At 73.7% G+C, this 17,804-nt stretch carries 18 protein-coding genes; 8 read left to right on the top strand and 10 right to left on the bottom strand.

Translation table 11 applies throughout. The features are described from left to right. Nucleotides 1-8: 8 nt before the first annotated feature. The 7 genes from AB0881_RS01170 to AB0881_RS01140 form a co-directional block, all read right to left on the bottom strand. Nucleotides 9-284, bottom strand: a complete 276-nt coding sequence (locus tag AB0881_RS01170) for a hypothetical protein (protein ID WP_366613309.1) — start codon at nt 282-284, stop codon at nt 9-11. A gap of 163 nt (nt 285-447) precedes the next feature. Then, a complete protein-coding gene (locus AB0881_RS01165) occupies nt 448-1,047 on the bottom strand; it encodes a superoxide dismutase (protein ID WP_366613307.1) in 600 nt (199 codons plus the stop codon). Between the two features lie 33 nt (nt 1,048-1,080). Continuing rightward, the gene (locus AB0881_RS01160; RefSeq protein ID WP_366613305.1) at nt 1,081-1,734 is read right to left on the bottom strand and encodes an ATP-binding cassette domain-containing protein; all 654 of its coding nucleotides are present in this window, start codon (nt 1,732-1,734) and stop codon (nt 1,081-1,083) included. Continuing rightward, the gene (locus AB0881_RS01155; protein ID WP_366613303.1) at nt 1,734-2,750 is read right to left on the bottom strand and encodes an ABC transporter ATP-binding protein; all 1,017 of its coding nucleotides are present in this window, start codon (nt 2,748-2,750) and stop codon (nt 1,734-1,736) included. Before AB0881_RS01155 ends, AB0881_RS01160 begins: the two co-directional genes overlap by 1 nt. Beyond that, nucleotides 2,747-3,658 (bottom strand): ABC transporter permease, encoded by a 912-nt coding sequence (locus AB0881_RS01150; protein ID WP_366613301.1) that lies wholly within the window; start codon nt 3,656-3,658, stop codon nt 2,747-2,749. The genes AB0881_RS01155 and AB0881_RS01150 overlap by 4 nt, the downstream gene beginning before the upstream one ends. A gap of 4 nt (nt 3,659-3,662) precedes the next feature. Beyond that, nucleotides 3,663-4,667 carry an ABC transporter permease gene (locus tag AB0881_RS01145; protein WP_366613299.1) on the bottom strand — a complete coding sequence of 335 codons (1,005 nt, stop codon included), beginning with the start codon at nt 4,665-4,667 and terminating at the stop codon, nt 3,663-3,665. Beyond that, nucleotides 4,664-6,199 (bottom strand): ABC transporter substrate-binding protein, encoded by a 1,536-nt coding sequence (locus AB0881_RS01140; protein ID WP_366613297.1) that lies wholly within the window; start codon nt 6,197-6,199, stop codon nt 4,664-4,666. Before AB0881_RS01140 ends, AB0881_RS01145 begins: the two co-directional genes overlap by 4 nt. A gap of 234 nt (nt 6,200-6,433) precedes the next feature. Between AB0881_RS01140 and AB0881_RS01135 the strand changes: the two genes are divergently transcribed. From AB0881_RS01135 to AB0881_RS01125, 3 genes are all read left to right on the top strand, one after another. Further along, nucleotides 6,434-7,564, top strand: a complete 1,131-nt coding sequence (locus AB0881_RS01135) for an FAD-dependent oxidoreductase (protein ID WP_366613295.1) — start codon at nt 6,434-6,436, stop codon at nt 7,562-7,564. 130 nt (nt 7,565-7,694) lie between these two features. Beyond that, nucleotides 7,695-8,243: a hypothetical protein gene (locus tag AB0881_RS01130; RefSeq protein ID WP_366613293.1), complete on the top strand. Its 549-nt coding sequence runs from the start codon at nt 7,695-7,697 to the stop codon at nt 8,241-8,243. A 159-nt stretch (nt 8,244-8,402) separates the two neighbouring features. Then, nucleotides 8,403-9,179, top strand: a complete 777-nt coding sequence (locus AB0881_RS01125) for a hypothetical protein (RefSeq protein ID WP_366613291.1) — start codon at nt 8,403-8,405, stop codon at nt 9,177-9,179. On the opposite strand, the gene AB0881_RS01120 is transcribed toward AB0881_RS01125, so the two are convergent. Beyond that, the gene (locus AB0881_RS01120; RefSeq protein ID WP_366613289.1) at nt 9,134-10,066 is read right to left on the bottom strand and encodes a hypothetical protein; all 933 of its coding nucleotides are present in this window, start codon (nt 10,064-10,066) and stop codon (nt 9,134-9,136) included. The genes AB0881_RS01125 and AB0881_RS01120 overlap by 46 nt on opposite strands. 155 nt (nt 10,067-10,221) lie before the next feature. Beyond that, nucleotides 10,222-10,890: a haloacid dehalogenase type II gene (locus AB0881_RS01115; RefSeq protein ID WP_366613287.1), complete on the bottom strand. Its 669-nt coding sequence runs from the start codon at nt 10,888-10,890 to the stop codon at nt 10,222-10,224. Nucleotides 10,891-10,967: 77 nt separating this feature from the next. On the opposite strand from AB0881_RS01115, the gene AB0881_RS01110 reads away from it, so the two are divergent. Genes AB0881_RS01110 through AB0881_RS01100 form a run of 3 tightly spaced genes read left to right on the top strand, consistent with a single transcriptional unit; the run spans nt 10,968 to nt 13,658 of the window. Further along, nucleotides 10,968-11,513, top strand: coding sequence for an ABATE domain-containing protein (locus AB0881_RS01110; protein ID WP_366613285.1), 546 nt, complete (start codon nt 10,968-10,970; stop codon nt 11,511-11,513). Between the two features lie 35 nt (nt 11,514-11,548). Further along, complete coding sequence (locus AB0881_RS01105) at nt 11,549-12,208, top strand: response regulator transcription factor (protein ID WP_366613283.1); 660 nt, start codon at nt 11,549-11,551, stop codon at nt 12,206-12,208. Between the two features lie 7 nt (nt 12,209-12,215). Then, the gene (locus AB0881_RS01100; protein ID WP_366613281.1) at nt 12,216-13,658 is read left to right on the top strand and encodes a HAMP domain-containing sensor histidine kinase; all 1,443 of its coding nucleotides are present in this window, start codon (nt 12,216-12,218) and stop codon (nt 13,656-13,658) included. On the opposite strand, the gene AB0881_RS01095 is transcribed toward AB0881_RS01100, so the two are convergent. Next, nucleotides 13,631-14,575 (bottom strand): TAXI family TRAP transporter solute-binding subunit, encoded by a 945-nt coding sequence (locus AB0881_RS01095; RefSeq protein ID WP_366613279.1) that lies wholly within the window; start codon nt 14,573-14,575, stop codon nt 13,631-13,633. The two genes, AB0881_RS01100 and AB0881_RS01095, sit on opposite strands and share 28 nt — an antisense overlap. A gap of 139 nt (nt 14,576-14,714) precedes the next feature. On the opposite strand from AB0881_RS01095, the gene AB0881_RS01090 reads away from it, so the two are divergent. Together AB0881_RS01090 and AB0881_RS01085 are read left to right on the top strand one after the other, a co-directional pair. Next, on the top strand, nt 14,715-16,826 hold the full coding sequence (locus AB0881_RS01090; protein WP_366613278.1) for a TRAP transporter fused permease subunit: 2,112 nt from the start codon (nt 14,715-14,717) through the stop codon (nt 16,824-16,826). Beyond that, nucleotides 16,826-17,803 (top strand): TAXI family TRAP transporter solute-binding subunit, encoded by a 978-nt coding sequence (locus AB0881_RS01085; protein WP_366613276.1) that lies wholly within the window; start codon nt 16,826-16,828, stop codon nt 17,801-17,803. Before AB0881_RS01090 ends, AB0881_RS01085 begins: the two co-directional genes overlap by 1 nt. Nucleotide 17,804: the final 1 nt, after the last annotated feature.

The following is a 17,804-nucleotide window of genomic DNA, read 5'->3' as shown; positions in this document are numbered from 1 at the left end:
AGCGTGCCTCACGCGCCGTCCGCGTCGCGGCGCAGGTGGTCCTCGAAGGTGGGGCGGCGGGACCGGTGCCGCTCGTACCGGTTCAGGGCCAGGACGCGGAACGGCAGGCCCGCCGCCCGGAGCGCCCAGCGGAAGGCGTGGCCGAGCTCCTCGGACAGGGCCTTGAGGGCCGCCAGGGGATGCGTCACGGCCAGGACCGCGATGTAGAAGGCCGCGCGGCGCCAGGAGATCCCGCCGAAGTCGTCGCCCTCGCTCTTCCGCCCGGATCCGCCGCGACGAGCCATGAGGTCCTCCCGGGCGCAGGGGTGCGGTCCATGCCGAGATCTTGAGCGTACTCCGGCCCGCCGGATGGGAGAATGCGAGGCGGCGCCCGCCGGACCCCGAGGACCGTGTTCTGAGCATGATCCGGGTCCGGTGGGCGCCGCGGTCCGCGGGCCGGGGCGGCCGTCAGGCGCCCTTGGCGGCGGTGAAGCGGGCGGCGACGTCGTTCCAGTTGACGAGGTCCCAGAGCTTCTGGACGTAGTCGGGGCGCACGTTGCGGTACTGCAGGTAGTACGCGTGTTCCCAGGCGTCGAACACCAGCAGCGGCACCGAGCCGATGCCGACGTTGCCGTGGTGGTCGTACACCTGCTGGACGATCAGCCGCTCGCCCTGCGGCTCCCAGCCGAGAACCCCCCAGCCGGACCCCTGGACGGTCGCGGTGGCGCTGGTCAGCTGCTTCCTGAACGCGTCGAACGAGCCGAAGTGCTCGTCGATGGCCGCGCCGAGCGCGCCGTCGGGCCGGTCGCCGCCGTCCGGGGACAGGTTGTCCCAGAAGATCGTGTGCAGGACGTGGCCGGACAGGTTGAACGCGAGGGTCTTCTCCAGCCCGACCAGCCCGCCGAACTCCTCCTTGTCACGGGCCTCCGCCAGCTTCTCCACCGTGTCGTTGGCGCCCTTGACGTAGGCGGCGTGGTGCTTGGAGTGGTGCAGCTCCAGGATCTCGCCGGTGATGGCGGGTTCGAGGGCGGCGTAGTCGTAGGGAAGGTCGGGAAGCGTGTAGGTCATGGCGTCCACTATTGCAAATAATTCGCAGTTGCATCAAGGATGCAACTGCTGAAGGTCGGGCCACTGGAGGGTCTCGTCGCAGACGGCGTCCAGGAGCGCGGGATCGTGGCTGACCAGGAGGGCCGCCCGGCCGCCCGCCCGTACCTGGTCGCGCAGGAGGTGGAGGAGCGTGGCCGCGCTGGACGCGTCGAGCATCGCGGTCATCTCGTCGCACAGCAGGTAGCGCGGGTCGGCGCCGAGCGTGCGGGCCAGGCAGGCGCGCTGCAGCTGGCCGTCGGAGACCTCGTGCGGGCGGCGGTGGAGCAGGTCGGGCGTGAGCCCCACGAGGCCGGCCAGGCGGTCGGTCTCGCCGGGCGGCGCGGACGGCGGAAGGTGGGCCGAGACGATCCGCCGCAGGGTGTGGCGAGGGTCGGCGGCGGCACGCGGATGCTGGAAGACCACGCCGACGCGGCGCCGCTGGGCGGCGGGCGCGGCGTACCGGTGGCGCCGGACGGCCTCCCCGTCCAGGCTGAGGCTCCCGGCGCGGGGCGGGTGCAGGAGGGCGAGCACGCGGATGAGGGTGGACTTGCCGCAGCCGCTCGGCCCCTGGACGCCGACGACGCGGCCCGGTTCGAGGGTGACGGACACCCCGGTGAGGACGTCGGGGCCGCGGCGGTAGCCGGCGACGAGGCCGGTCGCGCTGAGCATCACCGTTCTCCCGAGGGTTCGGCGGCGGTCTCCCGGTCGATCCCGCTCTCCATGGGGGCGGCGGCGCCGTCCGGCGGGCGCGCGCAGGCGAGGGACCGGCCGCCCGGCACGTCCACCAGGGAGGGGTCGCCGGTGCAGGCGTCGCGCCGCGGACAGCGGTCGCGGAAGGCGCAGCCTTCGGGCAGGTCCGAGAGGTTCGGCGGGTGGCCGGGCAGGGGGCGCAGGCCGCGGGCGGGCGTGGCGTCGAGGAGGCCGCGGGTGTACGGGTGCCAGGGGTCGCCGAACACCTCGGCGGCCGGGCCGCGCTCGACGATCCTGGAGGCGTACATCACCGCCACGTCGGTCGCGGCGCGCTCGGCGGCGGCGATGTCGTGGGTGATGAGCAGGACCGCGCGGCCGTCGTCGGCGAGCCCGCGCAGGGCGTCCACGGCGGTGTCGACCAGCGGCCGGTCCAGGCCGGAGGTCGGTTCGTCGGCGAGGACGATGTCGGGATCGGCGGCCAGGGCGAACGCGAGCACGGCCCGCTGGACCATCCCGCCGGACAGCTCGTGCGGGTAGCGGTCCAGGGCGTCCGGGACCAGGCCGGCGCGCCCGGCGAGCGCGTCGGCCTCGCGGCCCCGGTCACCGCCGCCGGGGCGGATCTCGCGCAGCGTCTCGGTGAGCTGGGCGCGGACCGTCCGCACGGGGGTCAGCGCGGTCGCGGCCGACTGCGGCACCAGCGCGATCCTGCGGCCGCGCACCTGCCGGGCGAGGACGCGTTCAGGCGCGGTGGTGAGTTCGAGCGAGCGCCCGTTCCCGGAGTGCAGCCGGACGTCGCCGCGGATCTCCGCGTTGCCCGGCAGGAGCCCGAGCAGCGCGGACGCGAGGACGCTCTTGCCGCAGCCGCTCTCCCCGACGAGCGCGAGCAGCCGGCCGGGCCGCAGCTCGAACGACGCGTCCGTGACGGCCTGGACGATCGAGTCGCGCAACCGGAACCGTACCGAGAGCTCCCGCGCGGTGAGCAGCGGGCCGGTCACAGGGCCAGCTCCGAGCGCCGCCGCGGGACGAGCCGGTCCCGCCACCGGCCGGCCAGGCCCGCCACCGCGAGGGTGATCGCGATGAGGATCCCGGCGGGCGCGGCGATCGTCCACCAGGCGCCGATCAGGACGTCGTCGCGGCTGTCGGCGACCATCGTGCCCAGGCTGGCCAGGTGCGGGGGCAGGCCGAGCCCCAGGAAGCTGAGCGCGGTCTCGTGCCAGACCGCGTGCGGCAGGAGCAGGACGGCGGCGAGCGCCGACTGCGGCGCGACGGCGGGGAGCAGGTGCCGGAAGAGGACCGTGCGCCGGGACGCGCCCCCGGAGATCGCCGCGTCGATGTACGGGCGCGAGCGCAGCGACAGCACCTCGGCGCGGACGATGCGGGCCACGGTCGTCCAGTGGGTCAGCGCGATGGACGCGATGACGGCCCAGAGCGAGCCGCGGTAGAGCGCCACGATGAGGATGCCCAGCAGCAGGTGCGGTACGGCGTTGACGCCGTCCACCAGCCGCATCACGATCGCGTCCACCAGCCCGCCCGCGGCGCCCGAGGCGGCGCCGACCAGGGTGCCGAGCACCGTCGCGACCAGCGCGCAGGTGACGGCGACGATCAGCGAGACGCGGGCGCCGGCGGCGGCGCGCGCGAGGACGTCCCGGCCGGCGTCGTCGGTCCCGAACCAGTGGCCGGGCCCCGGCGCCTCCCGGACCGCGTCGTAGTCGACCGTGCCGGTCGCGGCGTCCCCGGCGAACCAGGGCAGCACCACGATGGCGGCGGCCAGCGGGACCAGCACCGCGACGGCGGCGATCACGCGTATCCGGGCGGACGCGGCGGCGCGGGGCCGCGCCGTGCCGCCCGGCCTGCGGCGGCCGGCGGGGCGCCACTCCCCCGCCCGGGCGGTCTGCTCGTTCATGGCCTCACCCATCGGCGGTCGCTCTCGGATCGATCATCAGTACGGCGACGTCGGCGCACAGGTTCCCGGCCAGGACCGCGGCGGTCGCCAGCAGGGTGAGCGCCACCAGCAGCGGGAAGTCGACGTTCAGCCCGGCCTTGACCATCGCGCCCGCGACGCCCGGCCAGGAGAACACCTCCTCGACCAGGACCACGCCGGTCACGAGTTCGGGGAGGCGGGTGCCGACGGTGGTGACGAACGGCAGCAGCGCCACCGGCAGCCCGTGCCGGAGCACGACGGTGCGTTCGGGCAGGCCGCGCGAGCGCGCCGCGGTGACATGGTCGTCGGCCAGCCCGACGAGCAGCTGCTGCCGGAGCGTGAGGATCAGCCAGGGCAGCTGCGCGACCGCCAGGACCAGCGCCGGCAGGGCCAGGTGGCGGATCGTGGACGCCGCTCCGCCGCCCCCGGCGGCCTCGCTGATCCCGCCCGCGGGCAGCAGCGGCAGCGCCACCGCGAACACGGCGATCGCGCCCAGGCCGAGCAGGAACGTCGGCAGCCCCTCCAGCGAGTGCGCCATGGTGACGGTGAGGCGGTCGATCCAGCCGCCCTGGCGCCACGCGGAGACGACGCCGAGGGCGAGCGCGATCAGGACCGCCAGGGTGAGGCCGGTGCCCGCCAGGAGCAGCGTCCACGGCAGGCGTTCGGCCACCACCTGCCCCACCGGCTGGCCGAAGCTGCGGCTCGTTCCCCAGTCGGCGCCGAGCACGCCGCCCAGCCAGTCGGCGTACTGCCGCCAGACCGGCTCGTCCAGGCCGAGCTCGGCGCGGGTCCGCGCCAGATCCGCCTCGGCCGCCGTGAAGATCCGCGTCCCGTAGTACTGGTAGAGCGGGTCGAACGGGGACGCCGCGCCCAGCAGGAACACCACGCCCGACACCGCCAGCAGGAGCGGGACCGCGACGAGCGCGCGCCGCAGCACCATCCGGCCGGCCGCGCGCAGCCGCCCGTCCCGCGTGCTCGTGGAGGCGCTCACCCGCGGGGCGCCCACTTCTCGAGGTTCCACCACGGCCCCCAGCCCAGGACGCCGTGCACGTGCGGATCGACGACCGGCCGGTAGCCCGTCCACCGGCCGCGGAGCACGTAGGTGTGCTCGAGGAAGACCAGGAACACCCACGGCGGGTTCTCCATCAGCCGCCGCTGCATCGCCCGGTACGCCCCGGCCCGCGCGGCCTGGTCGGTGGCGCGGCGGGCCCTGTCCAGCTCGCCGTCCACGGCGCCGTCCCGGAACGAGCCCGGGTTGTTGAACCCGTCCTCGGCCTGCGACGAGTGCAGCAGGCCGTACGCCACCAGGTCCGGGTCCAGCGGGGTGCCGCCGCCCATCAGCAGCGCGTCCCGCTTCATCCGCGGCTCGATCGCGTCCCAGCCCAGCCCGGCCAGATCCACCTTGACACCGACCTTGCCCGCGTCGGACGCGAACCCGCCGGCCAGCGCCTTCCGGACCGAGTCGTCGGCCGGATACATGAGGGTGAACCGCGCGGGCCTGCCGTCGCGCACCCGTACGCCGCCGCTTCCGGCCTTCCAGCCCGCCGCGTCCAGGATCCGGCCCGCCTCGGCCGGGTCGTGCCGGAACACCGCACCCGGATCGGCGTACTCGCGCAGCACCTGCGGCACCGGCCCGAACGCGGGACTGCCCCGCCCGGCCAGCAGCGCCCGGATCATGCCGTTCCGGTCCACCGCCAGGTTCAGCGCCCGCCGGATCGCCGGATCGGCGGTGACGGGGTTCTTCTGCGGCAGCATCACCCCGCGGTAGTCGGCGCTGTCGTGCCCGTACACCGTCATCCCGTCGGTGCGGGCGAACGTCCCGGCCAGCGCGGGCGGCAGCACCGTCCCGTCGAAGTCGCCGCGCCGCATCCGCTGGGCGCGGGTGTTGTCGTCCGGGACGAACGCCACCGTCAGCCGCTTGATCCGCGGCGCCCCGCCCCAGTAGCGCTCGTTGGCGGTGAGCACCAGCCGCTCGCCCCGCCGCCACTCGGCGAACCGGTACGGCCCCGTCCCGACCGGACGGCCGTTGAACGGCGACGCCTGCAGCTTCCCGCCGTCCAGCGCCTCGGACGGGACGATGCCGAGCGCCAGCTTGTGCGCGAACGGCGCGTACGGGTGCTTCAGCCGGAACTCCACCGAATCCGCCCCTGCCTGGCGCACCTCGTCCAGCATCCGGTACGACGAGGCGACCGGCGACGCGGCCTTCGGATCGAGCAGGGTCCGGTAGGTGGCGACCACGTCCTCGGGCCCGAACGACGACCCGTCGTGGAACGTCACCCCGCCGCGCAGCCGTACCGTCCAGGTCTTCCCGTCCGCCGACGGGACGGGCACCGCCGCGGCCAGCGCGGGCCGCGGCCTGCGCTGCGCGTCGTGCGTCACCAGCCCGTCGAAGATCTTGCTCATGCCGCCCTCGCCGTACCCCATCAGGGGGTGCAGCGACTCGTCCTCGTACGGGTCGGCCAGCACGAGCCCGCCGTCCCCCGCCGGCCTCGGCCCTCCGGGCGCGGCACACGCCACCAGCACCCCGACAACCGCAACAGATACGACAGACCTCAACACACCACGCGAAGTGCCCCTCACGCCCAGCGACGCTAACCCGCCGGGCGTGTTACTGCAAGATCCTTGCAACTACAAAAGTGTGGCAACAATGACCCTGTTCAAGCGGCGGGCACGATGGCAGACTCGCCCGGCCCTCGCGACGGCCGTTCTGGCATCGTGATCCGTGGCCGGGACCCGCCGGCCGGGAGGAAGGACACGATGAGCACGTACGCCGTCGTCGGGGCCGGGCTCGCCGGTGCCGCGACCACCTGGCAACTGGCCCGGCGCGGCCACGAGGTGACCGTTCTGGAACGCTCCACACCGGCCAACGCCATGGGCAGCTCGCACGGATCCGCACGGATCCTCCGGTACGGCTACGCGGACCCCTTCTACGCCCGGATGGTCGCCGACGCCCGCGTCGAATGGGACGAACTGGAGTCACTGTCCGGCGAACGGCTGATCACCCGCACCGGCTCCCTCGACTTCGGCGCCGTCCGCGACCCCGCGACGCTGGCGTCCGTGTTCACCGAGGTCGGCGTGGAACACGAACTGCTGACCGCCCGCGCGGCATCCGCGCGCTGGCCGCAGTTCGACTTCGGCACCGGCGACGTCCTGTGGCACCCGGCCGCCGGAGTGGTCGACGCGGAGGCCGCGGTGTCGGCCATGCTGCGGCTGGCGCGGACCCACGGCGCCCGCGTCGAGACCGGCCGCCCGGTGACCTCGATCGAAAGAACCGGCACCGGCCACCTCATCACCTGCTCCGACGGCCGCACCGAGGAGGCCGAGAAGGTCATCGTCACCACCGGCGGCTGGCTCCCCGGCCTGCTCGCCTCCCTCCCCCTCCCTGCCGCGTTCCTCCAGGCCTTCCCCCCGCTCCAGGTCATGCAGGAGAACGCCTACCACTTCCCCTACCGCGACGCCCCGCGGGAACCCTGGCCGACGTTCATCCACGACACCCCGGAGATCCTCGTCTACGGCCTGCCCGGCGGCCGCGACGCCGCCCTCCCGGACGGCCGGAGCGGCCAGAAGGTGGCCGAGTTCAACGGCGGCCGCCCGATCCGCGACGCCGCCGCGCAGACCGGCGGGATCGACCCGGCCAACCGCGAACGGATCACCGCCTACGTCCGGCGCACCCTGCCCGGCCTCGTCCCCGAGCCGTACGCCGAGACGACCTGCCTGTTCACCAACACCCCCACCGAGGACTTCGTCATCGACGGCGCCGACGGCATCACCGTCGCATCGCCCTGCTCGGGCCACGGCGCCAAGTTCGCCCCGCTCCTCGGCCGCATCATCGCCGACACGGCCTCAGGCGAACGCCCACCCCCGCCCCGCTTCCGAGTGACCACCTGACGACCGGCCCACCGGCGAGCGACGGGCCCTGCGGGCTCCGGCGTTCCCCGACCGGCATCTCACTCCGGCGGCGAGACGGCTCCCCCGAACGGGTGATCACAAGCCCCTCCGGGTCGAAGAGGGTCGAGTCATGACGATCAAGCTGATCCACACGGCCCCCTCCACCGGCGACACACAACGGCCCGTCCCGCGGTGGGCACTGCGGACCGCCTACGCGATCCCGCTGCTCCTACTGCCTTCATCCCTGTGGCGGCTGCCGTTCGCCTTCCACTTCGAAATGGGCCAGGTCGACGATGCGGCCGCATCACCTCTGTGGATCACCATCCCGTACGTTTTCGGCCTCAGCATTCTCACGGAGGCGGTGGCATTGCTGTGCATCGGTCTCGTCCGAGGTTGGGGCGAGGTCGTTCCCGGCTGGATCCCGTTCATCGGCGGCAAGCGCATCCGACCGGCGGCGGTGATCGTCCCGGCGACGATCGGCGGGCTGATCATGACCGCCGTCTCGGTGATGATGGCTCTCACCTGGACCGGCGTCATCGACGGAACCGGCTACGAGAACGGCTGGTGGGAGGCGCTGGCGAAGATCTGCATCACCCCGATCGCCCTGTGGGGCCCGCTGACCCTGGCCCTCACCTACGCCTACTACGTACGCCGCTGCCGCCCGGCGACCACCGCATGACCGCCCCGTTGCCGCGCCGGCAGCCCGGTGACCCATCACCGCCGCGCGGCCTCCATCGCTACGCGATCGACCGGCGCGCGCTGTCCGGTCCAGGTGGACGGCCAAAGTGGAGGCTGGGCGCTTACTTTCGTCCAGTGTGCGGAGTGGGACATCGCCCGCATGGTGATCAATGTGTCGCGCATCCTCACCAGGTCATCCTCGGAGCACGCCGACGACGGCCGCTTCCTGTCCTTGCTCCATCGGCTGGGCGGCGTCGCCATGCTGGTCTCCCCGCTACTGCTGCTGGTCGGGGAATCGCTGCGGATCCAGGCCCGCCATCTCGTGCCCGACGGGCCGTCCACCAGGTTCGACTACCCGGGGCAACTGGCCGCCTACCAGGACCATCCCGGCCTTATGACGGCGTCCTACATCGTCTTGGCCCTCGGCTGGTTTGCTCTGTGGCCGGCGTTCCTCTCGCTCGCCGCCCTGATCGGCAGGACGAGACCCTGGTGGGGACTGCTGGGAGGCGCGTCGGCCCTCACCGGGCTCATCGCCCTGGCCTTCTACGAGGGCATCAACCATCTCGCCTTCCAACTGGTGAACCAGCAGGGTCTGACGGCCGCCATAGCGTTCCTCGACGACGCCTACGCCTCCCCCAACCTCGCGTACGCGCTGACCGCCGCGTACAACGTCGGCTGGATCGTCCTGGCGATCGGCGCCTACCTCTCCCGCACCCTCGGCCCGTGGCGGTCTCTCTGCCTCACGCCGATGGCCCTGCACGCCACCGGAGTACTCAAAGCAGGCGAACCACACGGCATCGCCTTCGTCCTGGCCCTCGTGATCGCATTCGTCCCACTGGGCCTCTCCCTGGTACGCGGCACGCCTCCCGCCCGGACACGAGTCTCCCCGTCCTACGCCGGGCCGCCTGGCGCTCCTCCGGGCGGTTCGGACCAGTAGAGCGGGAAGGCCTGCCGGAGCCGGTCTTTGACCTGTTCCCTTATTTCCGCCGTCCCATAGTCGACGATCGGTCTGACGCAGTACTCGAGGACGGCCGGATGGCGGCGGGGCTCACGGCACATCAGCACGGCCAGGACGCGGGCCGGCCAGACAAGGCGGAAAGCGTCCTCAACGGCGATGCCGCCGGTGGCGGCCCTCGGCAGGTGCTCGAAGACCAGTTCCACCGCCTGCCGGATCACGACCTGTTCCGGCAGGAGAGCGGCCCAACCGTCCGGACGACTCTCGTCCAGGGAGGTGAGCGCCGCGACGACATCCTGCTTGGCCTGGTCGTACCGATTCTGGAACGCGTCGAGGGCACGGGCCGTCTGGGCCAGCAGCTCACACCAGAAGTGCGCGTTGCGAGCCTTTTTCTGGAACGTATCGATGTGCCGGTCGCCGAACTCTCGGCGCAATCGCGGGATGACGTGGGTCTCGACGAACTGTTCCTTCTCCTCGGGGGTGGGACGTCGGCGCGGATCCTCCGGGTCCTTGTCGCGAGAGATGCGGAACGGTTGACCGACCTCTTCGGTGGCGCTGTACAGGTTCCGGTCACGGCGTAGCCACCGGACGACATCGGCCACGAATGATTTGATCGCCGCCCGCTGTCCGTTCACGGCCTGCTGCCATGGTTTGCTCCGGCGGGCGGTGGAATCCGCGGCCTCCTTCGCGGCGGCGTCCCAGGCCGCGTCGGCCGCCCGCACGAGCTTTCGCAAGCCGGAGTCGGATGGGGCGGCGGCGATGGCGAGTCCTTCTTGCCAACCGTGCTCGGCGCCGCCGCAGGCGCAGGCGCACGGCGGTTTCTCGGCTTTCTCGCAGTTCTTAGCGTGGCCGGTGCGTTCGATCGCCATCGGCGTGCACCCTCCCCGAATCGCGGGTGACAGAGGACGCATCGTCCGTCGGCGGTGAGAGGTCGTAAAGATGTCCACCGGACATCTCTGGGTCACCGCCCGGTTGGCGAATACTTGTTACGGGCCGTCTTGACTCTCGGTAGGCGGGAGCCCGTTCATCTCGTGGTCAGGGCGGTGGCCAGGGCGGGCAGGTCGGTGAAGTGGGCGTCGAAGGTGTCGGTGCTTGCGGGTGGGTCTCCGGTTGGGCGGTGGACGTAGGCGGTTCGCATGCCGGTTGTTTGGGCGGCGCGGAGGTCCCAGGCGTGGGCGGCGACCATGAGGATGCGTTCCGGCGGGCAGCCGGTGGTGTCCATGGCGAGCCGGTAGACCTCCGGTGCCGGTTTGTACGCCTGGACGGCCTCGCTCGACAGGGCCTGGTGCCAGCGCAGGCCGGCGTGCGCGTTGAGGTGGAGGAGGGCGGTCCGGCTCGCGTTGGAGAGGCCGAGTACGGGGAAGCGGCGCGCGAGGTGTTCGAGGCCGGCGGCCGAGTCGGGCCAGGGTGGCAGGCGGTGGCCGGCCGTGGCCAGGCGGGCGATGGCCGCCGGGTCGGTAAGTCCGGCGTGGTCGGCGACTCGCTGGGCGGCCTCCGCGTCGATGACGTCGGTGTTGGCGTACGGGCGGTCGCCCTGGGCGATGCGTTGTTGTTCGTGTTCGATGTGCCGTTGCCATACGGGGAGCAAGTCGTCGCCGGGTACGGCCTCGTGGATCGCGGTTCGGAGGCCGCCGGGCTCGTCGACGAGGGTTCCGAGGACGTCGAAGACGACGGCCTCGATGCCGCGGATCATGTGGTCCCCTTCGTTGCGTCACCGGTTGAACAGGTGACGATCTTGCCCCGGGGGGCGTCACCGGTCAAGATGGTGACGTGGAGTTCGCGTTCGTGAGCGGTGATCCGGCCCTCGATCTGGCCGGGACCGTGGGGTCTCGTCGGGACGGGGCCGTCGATGCCCTGGCCACGCCTGCGGATCTTGAGCGGTGGGTGGCCGAGTGCGCAGGGCTGCCCGAGCGTGTCAGTGCCGATGCCGAGACTTTCGAGGCCGCGCTGGAGCTGCGTGAGGCGATCTACCGGCTCGCGCTCGATCGGGTCCTCGGACGGCCGTTCGAGCCGGGCGCGCTGGGGATCGTGAACGGGATCGCGGCCGGGCCGGCGCCCGAGGTCGAGCTCAGTGACGCGGGGATGCGCGTGTCGGGGGATCTTCGCGCGGTGCTCGCGCAGGTGGCGAGGGGCGGGATCGCCTTGCTCGCCGATCGCGGCGCCTGCCTCAAGGAGTGCGGCCGTCCGGGGTGCACCCGTATCTATGTGGATCGGTCGCGCGGCGCGCGGCGTGCGTGGTGCGGGATGGACGCGTGCGGCAACCGCGTCAAGGCCGCGGCGTACCGGGCACGCAAGCGGGCCTCGGCCATCTCCTAGGCGTGCGGGCTCGGCGCTCTTACGATGAGTCCGCCATGCGAGTCCTCCTGGTGGAAGACGATGACCGGTTCGCCGACGCGCTCACGGTGGCGCTGCGCCGGCAGGGGTTCGACGTGCGCCGGGCCGCCACGGCCGCGGCGGCGCTGGCGGCGCCGGTGGCCGATCTCGTGCTGCTCGATCTGGGGCTGCCCGACATGGACGGCGTCGAGGTGTGCCGGCGGCTTCGCGGTGAAGGGGAGACGGCGATCATCGCGGTCACGGCGCGGGGGGACGAGCGGGACCGGGTGATCGGGCTGCGTTCCGGCGCGGACGATTACGTGGTCAAGCCGTTCGGGATCGCCGAGCTGATGGCCCGCATCGACGCCGTCATGCGGCGGGTGCGGCCGCCGGCCCGGCCGGTGGTGGTCGCGCGGGGGCTGCGGATCGATCTGGGGCGGCACGAGGTCACCGGGGCGGACGGCGCGCTCGTGGCGCTGACGCGGAAGGAGTTCGAGCTGCTCACCGCGCTCGCCCGGCGGCCGGGGGACGTGGTCGAGCGCGAGCGGCTGCTGCTGGAGGTGTGGCAGAGCACGTGGCCCGGGGCGCAGCGCACGCTGGACGTGCACGTGGCGAACCTGCGCGCGAAGCTCGGCGACCCGCAGGTGATCCGCACGGTGCGCGGCGTCGGCTACCGGCTCGCCGCCGACGGGGCGTGAGCGGCCGATGCTGCGGCGGCTGCTCGCGGTGTACGTCTCGCTGCTCGTGCTGGTCCTGGCGGCGCTGGAGATCCCGCTCGCGGTGACGTTCGCCGGGCACGCGACGCAGGCGATGTTCATCGACCGGCTGAACGACACGTCGCGGTTCGCGTCGCTGGCCGAGCCGGCGCTGTGCAGCGGCCGTACCGACAGCCTGCGGGCCGAGCTGGTCCGCTACGACGAGCTGTACGGGATCCGGGCCGCGGTCGCCGACCGGGACGGCAACATCGTGGTGGCGTCCCGTCCCGGGATGGTTCGGGAGGTGGGCCGGTCCCGGCTGCGCGCGGTGCTGTCGGGCGAGCGCTCGGCGGTCCAGGACGTGGTGTGGCCCTGGACGGGCGAGCCGATGATCGTGGTGGAGCCGGTGGGGTGCGGCGGCGAGGTCATCGGCGCCGCGGTCACGGTCTCGCCGACGGGCGCCGTGCGGGCGAGCATCGCCCGGCGGTGGGGGCAGCTCGCGGGGGCGGGGCTGGTCGCGTTGCTGGTGTTCGGGCTGGCGGCGGTGCCGGTGAGCCGGTGGGTGCTGCGCGTGGTGCGCAACCTGGACCGGGTCACCGGCGAGCTGTCGGCCGGGCAGTTGCAGGCGCGGGCCGCGGTCGCGACGGGCCCGGCGGAGCTGCGGCGGCTGGCCGAGCACTTCAACGCGATGGCCGAGGCGATGAGCCGCAACCTGGAGCTGCAGCGGTCGTTCGTGTCGTACGCGGGCCACCAGCTCCGCAACCCGCTGGCGGCGCTGCGGCTGCGGGTGGAGAACCTGGCCCCGCACATGGCGCCGGACGGCGCGGCCGATCTGGAGTCGGCGATCGAGGAGACGGTACGGCTCGCGCGGATCCTGGACGGGCTGCTGGCGCTGGTGCGGGCCGAGGGCGGCGACTGCCGGGTCGCCGTCGTGGACTGCGGCCGCGTCGCCACGGAACGGGTCGCCGCGTGGCGGGAGGCGGCGGCGGGCGTGCGGGTGCGGCGGCGGGGCGCGGCGCACGCGGGCGCGCTGGCGGTCGCCGGCGGGACCGGCCAGATCCTGGACGCGCTGATCGACAACGCCGCGAAGTTCGCCGGTCCGGGCGCGACCGTCACGGTGACCGTGTCGCGCCCGCGCCGTGCCGGGGAGCCCGGCGGGGAACGGCGCGTGGTCCGCGTGGACGTGGCCGACGACGGGCCCGGCCTGTCGGCGGAGGAGCGCGCCCGCGCGACGCAGCGCTTCTGGCGCGGCCCGGCGCACCAGAACATCGACGGGACCGGGCTCGGGCTCGCCATCGCGCACGCCCTGGCGGAGGCGTCGGGCGGGCGGCTGGAGCTGCTTCCGGCCGAGCCGCGCGGGCTGTGCGTCCGGCTCGTCCTGCCGGCCGCGGCCGCGGCCGTCCCGCCGGCGCGGGAGGGGGATGGTCAGCCGGCGACCTTGGACTCGCGGTAGTAGAGAGCCGCGCCGGGATGCAGCGGCAGCGGGCCGGTCGAGATCGCGCCCCGCCGGTTCAGGTACAGCGCCTCCGGGCGGGCCGCCACGAGGACGTCCTTGCGCTCGAACAGCAGCCGGGTCAGCGCGCGGGCGCGGCCGGCGGGCATCGCGGACCCGACGGCGAGATGGCTCGGCACGCCGACCGTCCGGGGCGCGGCGAACAGCCGGTACGCCGCCGCCGGGATCGAGCGCTCCTGGTAGAAGTCCCCGTGGAAGCGGCGCAGCGGCCCCACGTACGCGCCGAGGTCGACCAGCCGCACGCCCATCGCGTGGGTGAGCTGCGTGATCGCCTCGCTCGGCACGACGCCGGAGAAGAACAGCGCGTCCACCCGCCGCTCCCGCAGCGCCGCCGCCGCGTCCCGGACCGCGAGGCGCCGGACGCGGACGTCCCGGTCGATCCCGGCCGCCGCCAGCAGCCGGGTCGCGACCAGCTCGGTGCCGGTGCCGGGGGTGCCGGTCGCCACCGTCCGGCCCTTGAGGTCCGGCAGGGCGTGGACGCCGCTGTCGGCGGGCACCACCAGGTGGGTGTACTCGTCGTACAGCCGGGCCAGCGCCGACACGCGCTGCCGTCCCTCGAACGGCGGCCGTCCCGCCAGCGCCAGCGCCGCGAGATCGGCCGGGGCGAACGCGACGTCCGCCGTCCCCCGCGCCACCTGCCGCAGGCCGTCGGCCGCGGACGCCGTCGCGAGGACGCGCGCCTCCATGCCGTCCGCGCGGGCCACCCGCGCGAGGCCCTCGGCGTACGCGCGGTAGACGCCGCTGCCGCCGCCCGCCGCGATCAGCAGGCGCCCCTCGTGCGGCGCCGGCTCCCCGCACGCGGCCGCGGCCGAGCACGGGACCAGCACCGCCAGGACGAGCGCGAGAACGGGCCGCACGCCAGCACGGTACGCGCCGCGCCGCCGGCCCGGGAGCCCCGGGCGGGCGCAACCCTAAGAGTTCCTCAAATCGGGGGCTCCGCGCTTTGCCTGTGGGCTGGGTCACACCTACGTTCCGAGCAAGCGAACGGAGGACGGCGTGTCGATATCACCTCCTGAACCCCCGCGCCCGGCGGCCGGGAACGGGCCGCCCCAGCCCGCGCGCACCGGCGCCGACACCGGCGCCAGCACCGACGACCTGATCGCCGAGTACGACGCCGAACGTCCAGCGCGGCGCCTCACCGGCCCGGTGGCGTACGCGGCCGGCGCGGTCGCGTTCGGCGTGTCGCTGTACGCCCTGTACGCCGTCTTCCGGCCGCAGCCGGCGCTCCAGTACCGGATGGGCTTCCTGGCGGCGGTGCTGCCGCTGACGTTCCTCGTCTACCGGCCCGGCCTGAACCTGCGCGCGCGGCTCCGCGCCCGGCGCCGTCCCGAAGGCGCCCCGGACGGTGCTGCGCCGGACGAGACCGCGCCGGAGCGCGTCCGCGAGCGCGACGATCCCGGGGTCGCGGACTGGATCCTGGCGGCCGTGTCCGTCGTCGTGTGCGCGTACCCGCTGTTCGGGTTCGACGAGTTCATCCGGCGGACGGTCACCCCCTCCGGCCTCGACCTGGCGATGGCCGCCGGGTGCGTGCTGCTGGTGCTGGAGGCGACGCGCCGTACCGTGGGGCCGATCCTGCCGGGCATCTGCGTCGGCTTCGTCGCGTACGCCTACTACGGCGGCTACCTGCCGGTGGACTGGACGCTCGGGCACGGCGGCTTCGGCTTCGAGCGCATCCTCATCCAGCTCTACATGGGCACCGAGGGGCTGTTCGGGGTGCCGCTGGACGTGGCCGCGACCTACATCGTGCTGTTCACGATCTACGGCGCCGTGCTCGACCACTCGGGGGCGGGGCGGTTCTTCGTGGAGGTCTCGTTCGCCGCGTTCCGCCGGTCCGCCGCCGCGCCCGGCCGCACCGTGACGCTGGCCGGGTTCCTGCTCGGCACGGTGTCCGGGTCGGGGACGGCCACGACCGTGTCGCTGGGCAGCGTCTCCTGGCCGATCCTCAAGCGCGCCGGGTACCCGCCCGCCTCCGGCGGCGGCGTGCTCGCGGCCGCCGGGATCGGCGCGATCCTCTCCCCGCCGACGCTCGGCGCGGCCGCCTTCATCATCGCCGAGTACCTGCGCGTCCCGTACCTGACCGTGCTGCTGTACGCGACCGTCCCGACGCTCCTCTACTACCTGGGGATCATCCTGGCGATCGAGATCGACGCCCGGCGGTTCGGGGTGCGGCCGGTCGAGCTGGACGCGCCCTCGTTCTGGCGGCTGCTCGGCCGCTTCGGGTACCACTTCTCCTCGCTGGTCGCGATCGTCGTGCTGATGGCGTTCGGGATGTCGCCGTTCCGCGCCGTCGTGTTCGCCACCCTGCTCGCGTTCGCGCTGTCGTTCCTGGACCGGCGCAACCGGCTCGGCCCGCGCCGTACCGCCAAGGCCCTCGCGGCCGGCACCCTCGGCGTGCTGCCCGTGGCGGCGACGACGGCCGCGGCGGGGATCATCGTGGCGGTCGTGACGCTCACCGGGCTCGGGCTGAAGTCGTCGAGCCTCATCGTGGACGCCGCCGGCGGGTACCTGCTGCCGACCGTCCTGCTCGCCGCCGTCGCCGTGCTGCTGCTCGGCCTGGCGGTGCCGGTGACCGCGTCGTTCATCATCGCCGCCGTCATCATCGGGCCGGTCCTCCAGACGCAGGGCGTCGCGCCGGACGCCGCGTACATGTTCATCTTCTACTACGCGGTGCTGTCGGAGGTGACGCCGCCCACCGCGCTCGCGGCGGTCGCGGCGTCGGCGATCACCGGTGCGAACGCGTTCCGGACGATGATGCTGACCTGGAAGTACACCCTGCCCGCGTTCCTCGTCCCGTTCGCGTTCGTGCTGGCGCCGTCGGGCCGCGCCCTGCTGTGGCAGGCGCCGTGGCCGCAGGTGCTGGCCGCCCTGGCGGTGTCGGCCGTCGCCGTGGCGGCGCTGGCGGCCGTCACCGGCGGCTGGATCCTGGGCCCCGCCGGCCCCGCCGAACGGCTGCTGTGCGCGGGCGCCGCCGGCGCGCTCCTCTACCTGCGCCCCGAGAGCGTGGCCGCCGGCCTCGGGCTGCTCGCGGCGGCGGTACTCCTCCACCTGGCCCGGCGGCGCCGCACCGCGGTCCCGTCCACCACCGGCACACCCCTGAAAGGACCATGATGCGCTCCTTCACCCGGCCCCTCGCCGCCCTCGCGGCGCTGGCCCTGACCGGCGCGCTCGGCGCGTGCGGCGGCGAACGCGACACCGGCGGCGACGGCCTCTACAACCGGGGCCGCCTGGCCATCGCGACCGGCAACACCACCGGCGTCTACTACCAGCTCGGCGGCGGCTACGCGGACCTGATCAGCAAGCACGTCCGCGGCTACCAGGCCACCGCCGAGGCCACCGGCGCGTCCGTCGAGAACATCCGGCGGGTCGTGCGCGGCGACTCCGACATCGCGTTCAGCCTCGCCGACGTCGCCGGCGACGCCGCCACCGGCAAGCACGGCTTCTCCAGCCCGCAGCCCATCCGCGCGCTCGCCCGCATCTACGACAACTACGTGCACGTGATCGCGCGTACCGACGCGGGGATCCGCTCGGTGGCCGACATGAAGGGCAAGCGGATCTCCACCGGCTCCCCCAACTCCGGCACCGAGACCATGGCGCTGCGCCTGCTGGAGACGGCGGGGATCGACCCGCAGAAGGGGATCAAGAAGCAGGCGCTGTCGCTGCCGGAGACGGTCCAGGGCATGAAGGACGGCACCCTGGACGCCATGGTCTGGTCGGGCGGCCTCCCCACCGGCGGCATCACCGACCTGATGACCACCATGAAGTCCCGCGCCGTCTTCGTCCCCCTCGCCCGCGAACTGCCCGGCCTCCAGGCGAAGTTCGGGACGATCTACCAGTCGACCACCATCGGGAAGGACGTGTACGGCACGCCGGGCGCGGTGCAGACGATCGCCGTCCCGAACGTGCTGATCGTCCCGGCAAAAATGCCCGACACCCTGGCCCGCGACCTCGCCAGGGTGCTCTTCGACCGCCGGCAGGACCTGATCAAGGTGCATCCGGAGGCGAACAACATCGACCGGGTCCGCGCCGCGAAGACCGACCCGGTCGTCCTGCACCCGGGCGCCAAGAAGTACTACGACGGCGCCTGAC

It is taken from the genome of Spirillospora sp. NPDC029432, from assembly GCF_040703975.1.
Classification (GTDB): domain Bacteria; phylum Actinomycetota; class Actinomycetes; order Streptosporangiales; family Streptosporangiaceae; genus Spirillospora.
The sequence above is the reverse complement of the archived record's forward strand: the minus strand, read 5'-3'. Positions and strand labels throughout refer to the sequence as shown.

Coding starts and splice junctions, on each gene's coding strand:
- AB0881_RS01170 (WP_366613309.1), bottom strand. CDS start 284: ATGGCTCGTCGCGGCGGATCCGGGCGGAAGAGCGAGGGCGACGACTTC.
- AB0881_RS01165 (WP_366613307.1), bottom strand. CDS start 1,047: ATGACCTACACGCTTCCCGACCTTCCCTACGACTACGCCGCCCTCGAA.
- AB0881_RS01160 (WP_366613305.1), bottom strand. CDS start 1,734: ATGCTCAGCGCGACCGGCCTCGTCGCCGGCTACCGCCGCGGCCCCGAC.
- AB0881_RS01150 (WP_366613301.1), bottom strand. CDS start 3,658: ATGAACGAGCAGACCGCCCGGGCGGGGGAGTGGCGCCCCGCCGGCCGC.
- AB0881_RS01135 (WP_366613295.1), top strand. CDS start 6,434: ATGAGCACGTACGCCGTCGTCGGGGCCGGGCTCGCCGGTGCCGCGACC.
- AB0881_RS01130 (WP_366613293.1), top strand. CDS start 7,695: ATGACGATCAAGCTGATCCACACGGCCCCCTCCACCGGCGACACACAA.
- AB0881_RS01125 (WP_366613291.1), top strand. CDS start 8,403: ATGGTGATCAATGTGTCGCGCATCCTCACCAGGTCATCCTCGGAGCAC.
- AB0881_RS01120 (WP_366613289.1), bottom strand. CDS start 10,066: ATGGCGATCGAACGCACCGGCCACGCTAAGAACTGCGAGAAAGCCGAG.
- AB0881_RS01115 (WP_366613287.1), bottom strand. CDS start 10,890: ATGATCCGCGGCATCGAGGCCGTCGTCTTCGACGTCCTCGGAACCCTC.
- AB0881_RS01105 (WP_366613283.1), top strand. CDS start 11,549: ATGCGAGTCCTCCTGGTGGAAGACGATGACCGGTTCGCCGACGCGCTC.
- AB0881_RS01100 (WP_366613281.1), top strand. CDS start 12,216: ATGCTGCGGCGGCTGCTCGCGGTGTACGTCTCGCTGCTCGTGCTGGTC.
- AB0881_RS01085 (WP_366613276.1), top strand. CDS start 16,826: ATGCGCTCCTTCACCCGGCCCCTCGCCGCCCTCGCGGCGCTGGCCCTG.